Genomic DNA, 14,966 nt, shown 5'->3' with positions numbered 1-14,966 from the left:
CGTCGCGTTGTGGATGTGGAGAAGGGGGCCGCGCGGCCCCCTTTTTTGTGGGTGTCAGGTAACCGTGTTCGTCGGTTGCGCCGCGCGGTGCTTGGCTGTGTTTTCGATCCTGGGCCGACGCAGCCGCCCGGATTGATCGGTAGAGCCACCCCATGGGTGGCTGGCCCCTGGGTAGGTCGGACATCACGCAGCCACCCATGGGGTGGCTCAACCGGCGGCAGGGGGGCGTGGAACTTTAGTCGTGGGCCGTGGCGGCATTCAGCGACGGTTTTAGTCGCGGTGCCATTCTCGGGGTCGTCAGCTGTTTCGACGACGAACTGTCCCAGATTTGCAAACTCCTGGGCCAAGTCGCAGTCGTAGAATCGAGTGACCGAGGACCGGGCAGACGCATGGCGCCGCCTCCCTCTCTGCAACCAGGCGCACCTCTCGACTTCAGTAACCTGTAACAGGAAACAAGAATGAACGTCCGCGAACTCCTGCAATCCAAGAAAGATGCAATCGTCACCATTGATGTCGAGGACACCATCGGTGCCGCTGCGCACAAGATGAGCGCGCACAAGATCGCTGCCCTGGTTGTGATGAAAGACGATGCGCCAGTGCGGATCATTTCCGAGAAGGACATCGTGCGCAGCCTTGCGGAAGATGGTCCCCAGGCCGGCCGACGCGTCATTTCCAGCCTGCCGTCGGCAGGGCTGGAAGGCATCGGCCCGGATGCGACGCTCAAGCAGGCGATGGCGCTGATGACGTATTCCCGCCATCGTCACCTGATGGTGACCGAGGGCGCCACGCTGGTCGGCATCCTGAGCCTGGGCGACATCGTCAAGAATCTGCTCAGTGAACTCGAGCTGGAAAAAGCGGTGCTGCAGGACATCTACATGGCAGCGCACTGACGCTGCCTGGTCCGCACTGACGGGCATTGCCGGCCGCTGCCTGGCAACCCCGGACGAGGTCAGCGTATGCGTTTGACCTCGACAAGCTGCTGGAGGTCGCCCTTCAGCAGCTGATAGGCCCCATCGCGCGCTGCATCAGCGGTTTGCCGCAACACCCACGACGGATGCACCGTCGCGAAGGCGCGCGTGCCGTCATCCAGTACGTGCCAGCGTCCGTGGTTCGCCATCAGGTTGAAGCCGGCACCGAACACCGCCGTCGCCGCGGTAGCACCGAGGCAGACGATCACCTGCGGTCGCACGTTTTCGATTTCCCCCATCAGCCACGGCCGGCAGGCGTTGACGTGGGTGATCTGCGGTTTGCTGTGGATGCGCCGCTTGCCGCGCCGTTCAAAGCGGAAGTGCTTGACCGCATTGGTCATGTACAGCGCGCTGCGCTCGATCCCCAGCTCGCGCAGCGCACGGTCGAGCAACTGTCCTGCCGGGCCGACGAACGGGTGCCCGCTGAGGTCCTCGCTGTCGCCGGGTTGCTCACCCACCAGCATGATCGATGCGTCGGCCGGGCCCTCACCGAACACGGTCTGCGTGGCCGGTTCCCACAGGGGGCAGCGGCGACATGCCGACGCGGCGTCGCGCAGGGTATCGAGCGTGGCCGGTGCAGCCTTCGCGACGACCGGCAAGCCCGAGGCGGGTTGGGGGATGCGGCGACGCGGTGCCTGCGCTTCGCGGTCGTGCATCTCCTGCACGCGGTCGCCGGCGTCCCGCACCAGCTGCGGCAGCAACGCGGCCTCCGGCAGGTGCTTCCAGTATTTGGCCGGCATCTCCTGCTGCATCATCCGGGTATTCAGCCGCGCCGGATTGAAGATGTTGGCGTAATAGGTGCGCCACAGTTCTTCGCGTGCATCATCGACAGGCGCATCGCTTTGGCGGCCGCCGGGACCGAACGACAGCGCCTGTCCATCCCAGTGTGCGCTGCGCCCTGGCGTGAGGATCGCCCAGCGCATCCCGGCGAAGCGGCGTGCGAAGAAGGGTGCCACGCGGTCGACGATATGGTGCTCGGGCTCGAACCAGGCGATGAACGCATCGTCTTCGCCCGGCACCTCGCGGAAGCGTACGAACGCCTTCATCTTGTGCGTGTCGCGGCGCACCGCCTGGCTCAATGCCATGGCCCGCAGCACGTCCGCATCGGCCGGGTTGGAGAGCAGGCTGCGCTCGCCGTGGGTGATGCGCCAGAGCATGCGATACAGCAGTGGCATCCGCTGTGGATCGCGATGGCACAGGCAGGTGGTGGCCAGCTCGATGAAGGTCTTGGACACGTGGATCGGTGCCTCGGCCGAGACCACGGAATCATCATCGAGCGCCGGCAATGACGGCGCATCCAGCAGCGAAGTGTCCTCGCCCTGCAGCCAGTCCAGCTGATCCGGCGCGACGGCGTGGCGCAACGCCAACCGCGCAGCCGTGCGCCACGCCTCCAGCGACCACACCGGGTCGACCCGCACGCTCCAGCGCGCCATCTCAGTGCGCGGCCGTGTCGGGGAACAGCGAGCCTTGCTGTGGCGGAGGGGCCAGCCGGGCACGCAACGCCGCCGGGTCGTCGAGCGCGCGGTGCGGGTGATGGTCGGCCAACTGCACGAACGGCAGCAGCTTGCTCATCGGCGCGCGCAGGCGCGCCACATCGGCCACGCGCAGCCGACCATGACGGCGTGCCATCAGCACCCGCTTGACGTTGCGCACGCCCAGCCCGGGTACGCGCAGCAGCAGCTCCTTGGGGGCGAGGTTGAGATCCACCGGGAAACGTTCGGGATGGCGGATCGCCCAGGCCATCTTCGGGTCGATATCCAGATCGAGCATCCCGCCCTGGGTGGTGCTGGTGATCTCGTCCACGCCGTAACCATAGAAGCGCAGCAGCCAGTCGGCCTGGTAGAGACGGTGCTCGCGGGCCAGCGGCGGCGCCTGGAGGGGCAGGGCCTTGCTGGCATCGGGGATGGGACTGAACGCGGAGTAGTAGACCCGGCGCATCCGGTAGTTGCCATACAGATTGTCGGCCGCGCCGAGGATCTGCTGGTCGCTGGCACCGTCCGCACCGACGATCATCTGCGTGCTCTGGCCGGCCGGCGCGAAACGCGGCGCGCGCGCGCGGCGGCCGCGTGCCGCAGGCGCGGGCACGGGAGCCGATGCTGCGCCGGCCGCTGGCTGGGATTTGCCTGCTTCCTTGGCTTCTTCGATGCGCCAGCGCAGCTCACCCATCGCCCCGCGGATCGAGGGCAGTGATTTCTCCGGCGCGAAGCTGGCCAGCCCGGCCTCGGTCGGCAGCTCGATGTTGATCGAGAGCCGGTCCGCATGTCGCCCGGCGAGCGCGAGCAGTTCGGGCGAGGCTTCCGGAATCGTCTTGAGGTGGATGTAGCCGCTGAAGCGGCGTTCCTCGCGCAGTACGCGCGCGACCTCCACCATCTGCTCCATGGTGTAGTCGGCGTTGCGGATTATGCCGCTGGAGAGAAACAGCCCTTCGATGTAGTTGCGCTTGTAGAAATCCATCGTCAGCGCGACCACTTCCTCCACGCTGAAACGCGCACGCTGCACATTGCTCGAGACACGGTTGACGCAGTACGCGCAGTCGTAGATGCAGAAGTTGGTCAGCAGGATCTTCAGCAGCGACACGCACCGGCCGTCGGGCGTATAGCTGTGGCAGATCCCCATCCCCTCGGTGCTGCCGATGCCGCCCGAGGCACGCGAGTCGCGCTTGCCTGCACCGCTGGAGGCGCAGGACGCATCGTATTTCGCGGCATCGGCAAGGATGGCCAGTTTGCGGATCGTCTCCATGGAAAGACCGTACCGGGGCACGATCTCATCCCGTGAGACGCTTCAATGCATCCCTGAAGAATTCAGCTTCCTGCTCAGCCTTGGAAGCTCACCTTCACCGAATCCGCGCTGTAGTCGGCCGGCCCATGGAACACCACTTCGATGTTGTTGCCATCCGGATCCAGCACGAAGGCGGCGTAATACCCCGGATGGTAGGGGCGCTCGCCGGGCGCGCCGTTGTCCTTGCCACCGTTGGCCAGCGCCGCGTGGTGGAAGGCCTCCACCGTGGCGCGGTCGCGGGCCTGGAAGGCAAGATGGTGGCGGCCGGTCAGCTGGCCGAGGGCCGCCTCGCTGTCCGGCGTGGAAATGAACAGCTCATCGGCCCAGAAATACGTGTCGTCCTCGCCGGCGATCGGGATGCCGATCGTGTCGAACACGGCCTGGTAGAAGCGGCGGCTGGACGCCAAGTCCCTGACCACCAGTTGCAGGTGATCGATCAGGCGGCCGCGGTGCAGTTCCATCGTTTCCATACCGGCTCCACAGAGGGTGGGATGGGACGCAGGTATACCACCGGACACAGCGTTGCGCATTGCCGCGCCGTCGACCTTGCTGACCACGCCCAGGGCGGTGCCGGCGGCGGCCCTTCCGCCGGCCCGCGCAGTGACCTACGCTGCGTGCTGGCGTCATGAACGCGCAGGCGGAGGAGGCACGATGCTGTGGATGGTGATGATGGCCCAGGCGGTCGCCGGCGATGCGGACTACCCACAGGTGCATGCCTGGGCGCAACGTGATGAGGCCAGTCTCGAACCGGCGGCGTACACGGCGATGGTGGACAGCATGAGCGAGGTTGGGGGTGCCGCCTTCACGCGCTGCATGCCGACTCCCGCGCCGCAGACGCTGGCCGCGTTCACCGTGGTGTTGCAGCTGGATGCGCAGGGCAGGGTGGTGCGCACGTGGCGCGAGGGCGAGGAGGCGGTTGCACGCTGCGTGGACGCAGGCTTCGCCGGGAAAACTCTGTTCGTGCCACCGAAGGCGCCGTTCTATGCGGCGTTCGAGTTCCAGGTCGAGCCGTAGCACCGGCAACGCACCGAGCGGTGCCGGTGCGTTGCGCGGCCGCAGGGATCAGGCGATCGGCGTGTTGGAGATGATCTCCACCCAGTAGCCGTCCGGGTCCTTGATGAAGGCCAGGTGCTTCATGCGGCCGTCTTCCAGGCGCTTCTGGTAAGGCACCTGCAGCTCATCGAAGCGCTTGCAGGCGGCCTGGATGTCCGGCACGGACACGCAGATGTGGCCGAAGCCACGCGGGTCGGCATTGCCGTTGTGATAGACCGGGCCGTCCTGGTTTTCGGTGCCATGGTTGTGGGTCAGCTCGAGCACGCCGGGGATGCCGGCCATCCACACGCGGCGGGCATCGTCACCCTCGGGAATCTGCGTGCCGGCAGGCAGCAGGGCGAGGAAATACAGGCTGAATTCGGCCTCGGGGAAGTGGCGCAGGTCGATCAGGCGGAAGCCCAGCACGCGGGTGTAGAAATCCAGCGAGGCCGTAGCGTCCTTGACGCGCAGCATGGTGTGGTTGAACACGAACCCGGCGGTCTCGGCGGGCGTGGTGGCGGCAACGCCGGGAGAGTTCTGGAGGGCGGCAAGGCTCATGGGGATTCCTGGGGGGCAGGGCCGCATCAGCGCGGCGGACCCCTCATTTTACCGGTCCCGGCCGGGCCACGTGACAGGTAGAATGGTGTGTCTTCCTGACCAGCGTTCATCCATGTCCCAGCGTGAATGGGTGGCTGCGGCCATCCGCAAGATCGACGCCGATTTCAACCGTTCGGCCGATACCCACCTGATTCCGATGGACCTGCCCGGGTTCGAGGGCATCGACCTGTATTTCAAGGACGAGTCCAGCCACCCGACCGGCAGCCTCAAACATCGCCTGGCACGCTCGCTGTTCCTGTATGCACTGGCCAATGGCTGGCTGCGTGAGGGGCGCCCGGTGATCGAGGCCTCCAGCGGCTCCACGGCTGTGTCCGAGGCGTATTTCGCGCGGCTGCTGGGCCTGCCGTTCATTGCGGTGATGCCGGCCACCACCTCCCCGGAAAAAATCGCGGCGATCGAGTTCCACGGGGGCCGCTGCCATCTGGTGGAGCGCGCCTGCGACCTGAACGCCGATTCGGAAACGCTGGCCCGCGAAACCGGCGGCCATTTCATGGACCAGTTCACGTACGCCGAGCGCGCGACCGACTGGCGTGCCAACAACAACATCGCCGAATCAATCTTCAAGCAGATGGCCGAGGAGCCGCATCCGGTACCCGAGTGGATCGTGTGCAGCCCGGGCACCGGCGGCACGGCGGCCACGCTGGGCCGCTACGTGAGCTACCGCCGGCATGACACGCGCATCCTGTGCGCGGACCCGGAAATCTCCGTGTTCTATGATGGCTACTGCGCTGCGCTGGCAGGGCAGCCCTGGCGTGAGCTGACCTGCAGCGGCGGTTCGCGGGTGGAAGGCATCGGCCGGCCGCGGGTGGAATCGAGCTTCATTCCGACCAGCGTCGATGCGATGGTCAAAGTGCCCGATGCGCTGAGCCTGGCCGCGATGCGCCACGTCAGCCGCCAACTGGGGCGCCGCGTGGGCGGCTCCACCGGCACCAACTTCATCGGCGTGCTGCAGGCCGCGCAGCTGATGCGCGATGCGGGCCGCAGCGGCTCGATCGTGACCATCCTGTGTGACAGCGGTGACCGCTACGCACACAGCTATTACAACCCGGAGTGGTACCCGAAACAGGCCATCGACGTGGACGGCGCCGATGCGGTGCTTGCGGCCGCGGTGGCGGGCAAGGGGCTGCCGGTGCTGCCGTGCGTCTCGCTGGAAGCACTGTACTGAGCGGGGCGCCCGGGCGGGCGTGAACCGGGCCCATCGGCGTGCCCCGGGGCCTTGTGTGGGGTGGGGGGCAATGCCATATCGTGGGGTGATGCCGCTGCAGCGGCCCCGTTGTCTGGAGATGCCTGTGACCCCCACCAATCCTCTGCTCGATTTTTCCGGCCTGCCGCGTTTCGATGCGATCCAGCCCGAGCACATCGCCCCGGCGATCGATGCCCTGCTGGCCGACGCCGAAGCCGCGGTGAAAACCGCCGAAACGGTCTCCCCGGTGACCTGGGCGAGCTTCGCCGAGCCGCTGGACGACGCCACCGAGCGCCTGTGGCGCGCGTGGGGCCAGGTGGGCCACCTGCAGGCCGTGGTGAACACCCCGGCACTGCGCGAGGCCTACAACGCCAACCTGCCCAAGGTGACGCGCTTCGGCAGCGCGCTGGGCCAGAACCTGGCGCTCTACCAGCAGTACCGTGCCCTGGCCGACGCGCCCGAAGCGGCGCAGTACGACGCGGCACGCCGCAAAGTGCTGGAGAACGCGCTGCGCGATTTCCGTCTGGGCGGTGCTGAACTCGATGACGCCGGCAAGGCGCGGTACAGCGCGATCCGCGAGGAGCTGTCCGCGCTGTCGGCGACGTTCTCGCAGAACGTGCTCGATGCGACCGATGCCTGGTCGCTGCACGTGCAGGACCGCGCCGAGCTCGCCGGCCTGCCGGACGATGTGATCGCCGCGGCCCGCGCTGCCGCGGAGAAGGAGGGTCTGGCCGGCTGGAAGCTGACCCTGCAGATGCCGTGCTACATCCCGGTGCAGACCTACGCCGAACATCGCCCGCTGCGCGAAGCGCTGTACCGCGCCAATGCGATCCGCGCCTCTGAATTCGGCGATGCCACGCTGGACAACAGCGGCAACATCGATCGCGTACTGGCGCTGCGCGCGGAGCTGGCCACGCTGCTGGGCTTTGCCAACTACGCCGAGTACTCGATCGCCACCAAGATGGCCGAGGATGCGCCGCAGGTACTGGGCTTCCTGCGTGATCTTGCCGCGCGTGCCAAGCCGTACGCGCAGCGCGACCGTGCCGAGCTGGAGGCGTTCGCGCGCGACGAGCTGGGCATGGCCGCGCTGGAGGCGTGGGACCTGGCGTTTGCCGCGGAGAAACTGAAACAGGCGCGCTACAGCTATTCCGAGCAGGACGTGAAGCAGTACTTCACCGAGCCGAAGGTGCTGGACGGCCTGTTCAGTGTGATCCGCAGCCTGTATGGCCTGGCGGTGCAGCCGGACAGCGCGCCGGTGTGGCATCCGGATGTGCGCTTCTTCCGCGTGGTCGATGCGCAGGGCGCGCTGGTCGGCCAGTTCTATCTGGATCTGTACGCGCGCGAAGGCAAGCGCGGTGGCGCGTGGATGGACGATTGCCGCAACCGCCGCGAGACCGCCGCCGGCGTGCAGACGCCGCTGGTGTACCTGGTCTGCAACTTCGGCAAGGGTGCACAAGGGCAGCCGGCCACCTTCAGCCACAGCGATGTGACCACGCTGTTCCATGAGATGGGGCACGGCCTGCATCAGTTGTTGACCCGCATCGGTGAGCTGGGCGTGGCCGGCATCAACGGGGTGGAGTGGGACGCGGTGGAACTGCCGAGCCAGTTCATGGAGAACTTCTGCTGGGAATGGGACCGCGTGCAGGCGATGACCGCACACGTGGCCACCGGCGAGCCGCTGCCGCGTGCGCTGTTCGACCGCATGCTGGCCGCACGCAATTTCCAGAGCGGCATGTTCACCGTGCGCCAGCTGGAATTCGCGCTGTTCGACATGCAGTTGCACAGCGAGTTCGATCCGACCCAGGACAGCGTGCAGGCGCTGTTGGAACGCGTCCGCGATGAAGTGGCCGTCAACCGGCCGCCGGCGTGGAATCGCTTCCCCAACCAGTTCAGCCACATTTTTGCCGGTGGCTATGCGGCCGGCTACTACAGCTACAAATGGGCCGAGGTGCTCAGCGCCGATGCCTACGCCGCGTTCGAGGAGGCCCCGGACAAAGTGACCGAGACCGGCCAGCGCTTCCGCGATGAAGTGCTCTCACGGGGCGGCAGCCGCAGTGCCGCCGAGAACTTCGCCGCCTTCCGTGGCCGCGCGCCGACAGTGGACGCGCTGCTGCGGCATAACGGGATGGTGTGATTCCCCGATGTGGTAGTGCCGGCCGCTGGCCGGCTCTGCATCCCGCCGCCAGGGGCGGGGTGTCATGCAAGGTGAGGAGCCGGCCAGCGGCCGGCACTACCGGGCAGCGGGATCGCGTGCGCTATCGCGGCACGTTGATCACTCCGCGTAGATCATCTTCCGGCTCATGCCGCCGTCGACGATGTGGTCCTGGCCGGTGATGAAGCCAGCCAGGTCCGAGAGCAGGAAGACCGCCAGTGCGCCGATGTCCGGCGGCTGGCCAACGCGGCCGACCGGGTGCTGCGCGTGATCGCGGCGGGACAGTTTGGGCGTGCGTCGCCGTGAGGGCGCCTGCCAGGCATCGGTGGTGATCCAGCCGGGGCTGATGCTGTTGACCCGCACGGCCGGGCCTTCGCTCAACGCCAGCGCATGGGTGAAGGCGACCAGCCCGCCCTTGGCCGCGGCGTAGGCTTCACTGTCCGGCTCGGACTGCCAGGCACGCGTGGAGGCGATGTTGATGATCGCCCCGGCATGCTCGCGCAGGGCGGGCAGGGCATGCTTGCTGCACAGGAAGGCGCCATGCAGGCTGGAGAGGCGGCGTTGCCACTCGGCCAGCGGCATCTGCGCCAGGGGCGTGCCATGCGCACTGGCAATGCCGGCATTGTTGACCAGGCCATCAATGCGCCCGAAGCGCTTCAGCGTCGCCTTCATCAGCGCCTGCACGCTGCGTTCGCTGGCCACGTCCGCGCGTTGGAACGCCGCGCGCTCCGGCAATGCCCATTCCTTCAGGCAGGCCTTGCCGGCATCGGCATCCAGGTCGGCGATCATCACGCTGCCGCCCGCGCCGAGCACCGATTGCGCGATGCCACGCCCCACGCCCTGCGCACCCCCGGTGATCACCACCACGCGGTCGCGCAGCGGCTGTGCCGGCCAGTCGAGGAGGGTCGGGGTCAGTGACACGGCGGCATCTCGTTGCGGCCCAGCAGGCGCGTCCAGCCTTCGATGCCGAGTTTGTCCAGCGTCTCGATGTTGCGCTCCACGATCACGTCCGGATCCGGGAAGGCCGCGACCGCGCGCTCGACGCTGTCTTCGCGCAGCAGGTGCAGGGTCGGGTAGGGCGCGCGGTTGGTGTAATTGCTCACGTCATCCGGGGCCACGCCGGCGAACTGGTACTGCGGATGGAAGCTGGCCACCTGCAGGATGCCCTGCAGATCCAGTGCCTCGATCGCTGCATCGGCGTTGTCGAGGAAGTCGTTGTACTCCAGGAAATCGGTCAGCACGTCCGGGTGCACGATCAGGGTGGTGTCGATCTGCTCGGCGGGCGTGTCGCGCAGCAGGATCAGCTCTTCGGCCAGTTCCTCGACCAGCGCCTCCGGCGTGGTCGCATCACTGAGCACGAACCGCACCTGGTCCTTCACGTACACCGCCTTGGCGAACGGGCACAGGTTCAGGCCGATCACGATCTGCTCCAGCCATTTCCGGGTCTCGGCAATGGGGTCGCGGGTGGCAGTGAGGAAAGCATCGTTCATGGCGGGCGGGGTCGCTGGCGGGGCCGTTGATTGTACGGCGCGCCGGTGAAGTGGACGCCCGATCGGCTCCACTGTCCATTAACTGGACACCGGTCATGCTGGAAATTCCTTATCCGGCAATCACTTGCAGTGATCCATCCAGCGGCCAATAGGCAGTGGCCGGCTGCGGGTATCCAATGGCCGGGAACACGACGCAAGGAGTTCTCAGTGATGGCAACACACGCATTCCTGCCGACGGCCACGTGGTCCGGCAAGCTGTTCGATGGCCAGTGGGCCCCGGGTGCAGGCACCCAGGACGTGGTCGAGCCGGCGACCGGCGAGCGCCTGGGCGAGATCGCGATGGCCGACCCGGCACAGATCGCGCGCGCCGCCGCCACCGCCGCCAAGGCGCAGCGCGACTGGGCCAGCGCCCCGTATGACACCCGCGCGCAGGTGCTGCGCCGCGCGGCGCAGTTGGCCGAAGAACACAACGACGAGATCGTGCAGTGGCTGGTCCGCGAAAGCGGCTCCACCCAGCTCAAGGCCGGTTTCGAGGCCAAGGTGAACACCAAGGCGCTGCATGAGGCCGCGGCACTGCCCTCGCGCAGCATCGGCGAGGTGCTGCCGTCCGAACCGGGCCGTTTGAATCTGGCGCGCCGCCGCCCACTCGGCGTGGTCGGCGTGATCTCGCCGTTCAACTTCCCGCTGTACCTGGCCATGCGTGCCGTGGCCCCTGCGCTGGCGCTGGGCAACGCGGTGGTGCTCAAGCCCGATCCGCGCACCGCCGTGTGCGGTGGCTTCGTGATCGCGCGCCTGTTCGAACTGGCCGGGCTGCCGGCGGGCCTGCTGCACGTGCTGCCGGGTGATGGCGCCGCCGGTGCGGCGCTGACCAGTGACCCGAACATCGCGATGATCCAGTTCACCGGCTCCACCGGCGCGGGGCGCAAGGTCGGCGAAGCGGCCGGCAAGCACCTGAAGAAGGTATCGCTGGAACTGGGCGGCAAGAACTCGCTGATCGTGCTCGACGATGCCGACATGGACCTGGCCATCGCCAATACCGCGTGGGGCGTCTACCTGCACCAGGGCCAGATCTGCATGGCCACCGGCCGCGTGCTGGTCCAGCGCAGCATCCATGCGCGGTTCCTGGAAAAGCTGGTGGCCAAGGCCAAGTCGCTCAAGGTCGGCAATCCGGCCGATGGCGAGGTGGCGATCGGGCCGCTGATCAACGCCCAGCAGCGTGACCATGCTGCGCGCATCGTTGCCGAAGCGCAGGCGGCTGGCGCCACGCTCGCGACCGGCGGTGGGTACAAGGACCTGTTCTTCGAACCGACCGTGCTCAGCGATGTGAGCCGCGACAACCCGGCCTTCCACGAAGAGATCTTCGCACCGGTCGCGGTGGTCGTGCCCTTCGATACCGATGATGAGGCGGTGGAGCTGGCCAACGACAGCGAGTACGGCCTGTCGATGGCGATCGTGTCGAGCAATGTCGGCCGCGCACTGAAACTGGGCGAACGGCTGCGCACCGGCCTGCTCCACATCAACGACCAGACCGTGAACGATGAGGTGATCAATCCGTTCGGTGGCGTCGGCGCCTCCGGCAATGGCACCAGCATCGGTGGCCCGTCCAACATCGACGAGTTCACCCAGTGGCAGTGGATGACCGTCAAGGGCGAAGCGCCCGCTTACCCGATCTGATCAGGAGACCCTCATGACCGCAACAGCAGAACTGCGCGATATCACCGTGGCCGTGGTGCGCGAAAAAGAACAGCCTTTCACGATCGAGAAGGCGCGCATCCGTGGGCCGCAAGACGATGAAGTGCTGGTGCGCGTAGTCGCCACCGGCCTGTGCCATACCGACCTGATCGTGCGTGACCAGTACTATCCCGTGCCGCTGCCGGCGGTGCTCGGCCATGAAGGTGCAGGCATCGTCGAAGCACTCGGCCCGGGCGTGAAAGACCTCAAGGTCGGTGACCATGTCGTGCTGACCTACGGCGCCTGCGGCCACTGCAATCCCTGCAGCGGCGGCCACGGCGCGTACTGCAAGGACTTCTTCGGCCTGAACTTCGGCGGCGGTGCGCTGGACGGTTCCACCGCGATCCAGGACCCGGACGGCAAGCCGCTGCACGATCATTTCTTCGCGCAGTCTTCGTTCGCCACCTACGCACTGAGCCGCGAAAACAACGCGATCAAGGTGCCTGACGATGCGCCGATCGAACTGCTCGGCCCGCTCGGCTGCGGCATCCAGACCGGTGCCGGTGCCGTGATCAACTCGCTCAAGGTCACCGCCGGCAGCAGCTTCGCCAGCTTCGGTGCCGGGGCGGTCGGCCTGAGCGCGGTGATGGCCGCGCGCGTGGCCGGTGCGACCACGATCATCGCCATCGATGTGGTGCCGTCGCGCCTGGAACTGGCCAAGGAACTCGGCGCCACCCATGTGATCAACAGCCGCGAGGTCGACGTCGTCGACGCCGTGCGCGAGATCACCGGCGGTGGGGCCAACTTCGCCCTGGAATCCACCGGGCGCCCGGACGTGCTGGCACAGGGCATCGAGGCGCTTGGGGGGATGGGCGTGATCGGCGTGGTCGGCGCCCCGAAGCTGGGCACCAAGGCCGAGTTCGACGTCAACAACCTGCTGCTGGGCGGGCGCAGCATCCGCGGCATCGTCGAAGGCGACAGCGTGCCGAAGGTGTTCATCCCGCAGCTGGTGCAGCTGTACCAGCAGGGCCGCTTCCCGTTCGACAAACTGGTAAAGTTCTACCCGCTGGACCAGATCAACCAGGCCGCCGAGGACAGCACCCGCGGCGTCACGCTCAAGCCGATCCTGACCATCGGCGGGTGAAACGCTCCGTCGCAGGCATGCGTGCCTGCGACGACGCAGCAGTCAGCTTTGCCGGAGTAGCCTGTCGGTCCGAGGTGGAGATCGACCGATGGCCGCGATGGTTCTGGAACAGCAGCAGGTATTGGCCGCCGCCCGTCAGCGCTTTGCCGAGGGCGGCGCGCTGATGGACAGCGTGGTCAGCCCGCCGGTACTGCGCTCCTGGGAGCGTTCGCGCCAGGCCGGCGTACAGCCGCGGCAGGCGCCGTACTACGCGCCCCTTGCCGCGGGCGCCACCCGTCTGGACGACCCGGCCGACCGCCGCCTCGCGCGCTGCGTGCGCGAGGACATGGACCACCTCTGGGCGGCGTTCGGTGGCCGCCAATGGACCCTGTTCTGCGTCAACGCCGAGGGTCTGGTTGTCGCCCAGCGCGAACATGGCCTGGCCGACGTGCCGGTGCTGCGCCCGATCCAGATCGGCCGCCGCCTGCGCGAAATCGACATCGGCACCACGGCACCGGCCTGCAGCCTGGCCGAAGACGCGCCCGCGCTTGTGCGCGGCAACGAACACTACCTGGATCGCTTCGCCACCGTGTTCTGCCTGAGCGTGCCTCTGCATGGGCTGGATGGTGAAGTGCTGGGGGCCCTGGACATCACCGGCACCGGCGAGCGCGATGCCGAGCTGCTGCACGGCTACTTCCGCCAGGCCGCCCTTTCCGCCGAAAACCGGCTGATGCAGGACCACCGCCCCTGTCATCTGCTGGCCGTCCAGCACGACGCACGCTGGCTGCACTCCCCCCTGCAGGGGCTGTTGGCCATCGAAGAAGACGGACGCGTCCGCGCCGCCAACCGCGTGGCCCGCCGCCTGTTCGGACTCCCGCGCCGCGGGCCCTTGCCTCTGCTCACCCTCGAAGGCCTGTTCGCCGGCGCCAGCGTCCACCAGCGCCGCCGCCTCCTGCAGACCGGCCCGGCCCACCGCGTCCGCCTGGACGAAGACACGGCCGTGCATGTCCAGTACCTGCGCGGACCCCTCGCACCGCATGCCAGCCGCAAGCTCGACGCACAGCCCGTCAACGCCGCCAATGCCTCGCTGCGTGCGCAGAACACCCAGCACGTCCGCGACGCCGTGGCCGCCCACCAGGGGAATGTCAGCGCCGCCGCGCGCCATCTCGGCATCTCACGCACCACCCTGTACAAGCTGATTCGCGCGTAGTGACCCGCGCCCGGCGGTACACGCGCCGGAAGCCGCACCTTTTCGATCTGCGCAACGAGGTTGCCGGCCAGCGGCCGGCACTACCGATGGGATATCGCCTGGTCGCCGGCAGCGGCGGGCACGACCGCTTTGCCCGCCCATCCGCCGACGCAGCACACCAGCAAAGAATCGCCAGCGCTCTTCGCTACAGCCCTTCGGCCAAGATCAATCGCGGAAATTATCGAACTGCAGCGGAACCTCGAAGGTCTCCTTCCGCAGCAGCGCCATCGCATCCTGCAGATCATCGCGTTTCTTGCCCGTCACCCGCAGCTTGTCGCCATTGATCTGGCTGTCCACCTTCAACTTGGCCTCCTTGATCTTCGCCGCGATCTTCTTGGCCACCTTCTGCTCGATACCCTGCTTGACCGTGATCTTCTGCCGCGCACCGGCCAGATTCGTCTCGATATCACCGAACTCCAGGCACGCCGCATCGATCTTCCGCGCGATCAAGCGCTGGCGCAGGATGTCCGTCATCTGCTGCAACTGGAAATCGCTCGGCGCGGACTGGTTGATCACGCCGTCCTCCAGCACGAACTTGGCGTCCACCCCCTTGAAATCGAAGCGCGTGGACAACTCGCGGTTGGCCTGATCGACCGCGTTGGTCAGCTCGTGGGTGTCGACTTCGGAAACAACGTCAAAAGAGGGCATCGGAAAACTCCAGCGGGTGAATACCCCATTCTACCAACCCACCATGGACGGCCC

Annotated in this window: 14 protein-coding genes; 7 read left to right on the top strand and 7 right to left on the bottom strand. The window is 67.2% G+C overall.

Annotation, left to right across the window (positions count from 1 at the left end; translation table 11 throughout):
- Positions 1-458: 458 nt before the first annotated feature.
- Positions 459-890, top strand: a complete 432-nt coding sequence (locus PV764_RS14735) for a CBS domain-containing protein (protein WP_046273143.1) — start codon at positions 459-461, stop codon at positions 888-890.
- Positions 891-949: 59 nt separating this feature from the next.
- Here PV764_RS14735 and PV764_RS14730 read toward each other — a convergent pair whose 3' ends face one another.
- From PV764_RS14730 to PV764_RS14720, 3 genes are all read right to left on the bottom strand, one after another.
- Positions 950-2,401, bottom strand: a complete 1,452-nt coding sequence (locus tag PV764_RS14730; protein ID WP_421116959.1) for a UdgX family uracil-DNA binding protein — start codon at positions 2,399-2,401, stop codon at positions 950-952.
- 1 nt (position 2,402) lies between these two features.
- Positions 2,403-3,707, bottom strand: coding sequence for a putative DNA modification/repair radical SAM protein (locus PV764_RS14725; protein WP_421116958.1), 1,305 nt, complete (start codon positions 3,705-3,707; stop codon positions 2,403-2,405).
- Between the two features lie 74 nt (positions 3,708-3,781).
- Positions 3,782-4,216, bottom strand: coding sequence for a VOC family protein (locus tag PV764_RS14720; protein ID WP_421116957.1), 435 nt, complete (start codon positions 4,214-4,216; stop codon positions 3,782-3,784).
- A 181-nt stretch (positions 4,217-4,397) separates the two neighbouring features.
- On the opposite strand from PV764_RS14720, the gene PV764_RS14715 reads away from it, so the two are divergent.
- On the top strand, positions 4,398-4,760 hold the full coding sequence (locus PV764_RS14715; protein ID WP_399616839.1) for a hypothetical protein: 363 nt from the start codon (positions 4,398-4,400) through the stop codon (positions 4,758-4,760).
- A gap of 48 nt (positions 4,761-4,808) precedes the next feature.
- Here PV764_RS14715 and gloA read toward each other — a convergent pair whose 3' ends face one another.
- Complete coding sequence (gene gloA / locus PV764_RS14710) at positions 4,809-5,336, bottom strand: lactoylglutathione lyase (RefSeq protein ID WP_019183653.1); 528 nt, start codon at positions 5,334-5,336, stop codon at positions 4,809-4,811.
- Between the two features lie 112 nt (positions 5,337-5,448).
- Between gloA and PV764_RS14705 the strand changes: the two genes are divergently transcribed.
- Together PV764_RS14705 and PV764_RS14700 are read left to right on the top strand one after the other, a co-directional pair.
- Positions 5,449-6,561: a PLP-dependent cysteine synthase family protein gene (locus PV764_RS14705; RefSeq protein ID WP_019183654.1), complete on the top strand. Its 1,113-nt coding sequence runs from the start codon at positions 5,449-5,451 to the stop codon at positions 6,559-6,561.
- 118 nt (positions 6,562-6,679) lie between these two features.
- A complete protein-coding gene (locus PV764_RS14700; RefSeq protein ID WP_421116956.1) occupies positions 6,680-8,713 on the top strand; it encodes a M3 family metallopeptidase in 2,034 nt (677 codons plus the stop codon).
- A gap of 138 nt (positions 8,714-8,851) precedes the next feature.
- Here PV764_RS14700 and PV764_RS14695 read toward each other — a convergent pair whose 3' ends face one another.
- Together PV764_RS14695 and PV764_RS14690 are read right to left on the bottom strand one after the other, a co-directional pair.
- Positions 8,852-9,652, bottom strand: a complete 801-nt coding sequence (locus PV764_RS14695) for an SDR family oxidoreductase (RefSeq protein WP_421116955.1) — start codon at positions 9,650-9,652, stop codon at positions 8,852-8,854.
- Positions 9,643-10,221: a DUF1415 domain-containing protein gene (locus PV764_RS14690; RefSeq protein ID WP_026069847.1), complete on the bottom strand. Its 579-nt coding sequence runs from the start codon at positions 10,219-10,221 to the stop codon at positions 9,643-9,645. Before PV764_RS14690 ends, PV764_RS14695 begins: the two co-directional genes overlap by 10 nt.
- 210 nt (positions 10,222-10,431) lie before the next feature.
- Here PV764_RS14690 and PV764_RS14685 point away from each other — a divergent pair, with 210 nt between their 5' ends.
- The 3 genes from PV764_RS14685 to PV764_RS14675 all read left to right on the top strand — a co-directional run bounded on the left by PV764_RS14685 (position 10,432) and on the right by PV764_RS14675 (position 14,225).
- A complete protein-coding gene (locus PV764_RS14685; protein WP_200899507.1) occupies positions 10,432-11,895 on the top strand; it encodes a benzaldehyde dehydrogenase in 1,464 nt (487 codons plus the stop codon).
- Between the two features lie 13 nt (positions 11,896-11,908).
- Positions 11,909-13,036, top strand: a complete 1,128-nt coding sequence (locus tag PV764_RS14680) for an NAD(P)-dependent alcohol dehydrogenase (RefSeq protein WP_019183659.1) — start codon at positions 11,909-11,911, stop codon at positions 13,034-13,036.
- Positions 13,037-13,124: 88 nt separating this feature from the next.
- Positions 13,125-14,225, top strand: coding sequence for a helix-turn-helix domain-containing protein (locus PV764_RS14675; RefSeq protein WP_421116954.1), 1,101 nt, complete (start codon positions 13,125-13,127; stop codon positions 14,223-14,225).
- 204 nt (positions 14,226-14,429) lie between these two features.
- On the opposite strand, the gene PV764_RS14670 is transcribed toward PV764_RS14675, so the two are convergent.
- Positions 14,430-14,912, bottom strand: a complete 483-nt coding sequence (locus tag PV764_RS14670) for a YajQ family cyclic di-GMP-binding protein (protein ID WP_046273152.1) — start codon at positions 14,910-14,912, stop codon at positions 14,430-14,432.
- Positions 14,913-14,966: the final 54 nt, after the last annotated feature.

Source organism: Stenotrophomonas sp. AS1 (assembly GCF_048957655.1).
Classification (GTDB): Bacteria; Pseudomonadota; Gammaproteobacteria; order Xanthomonadales; family Xanthomonadaceae; genus Stenotrophomonas; species Stenotrophomonas bentonitica_A.
The sequence above is the reverse complement of the archived record's forward strand: the minus strand, read 5'-3'. Positions and strand labels throughout refer to the sequence as shown.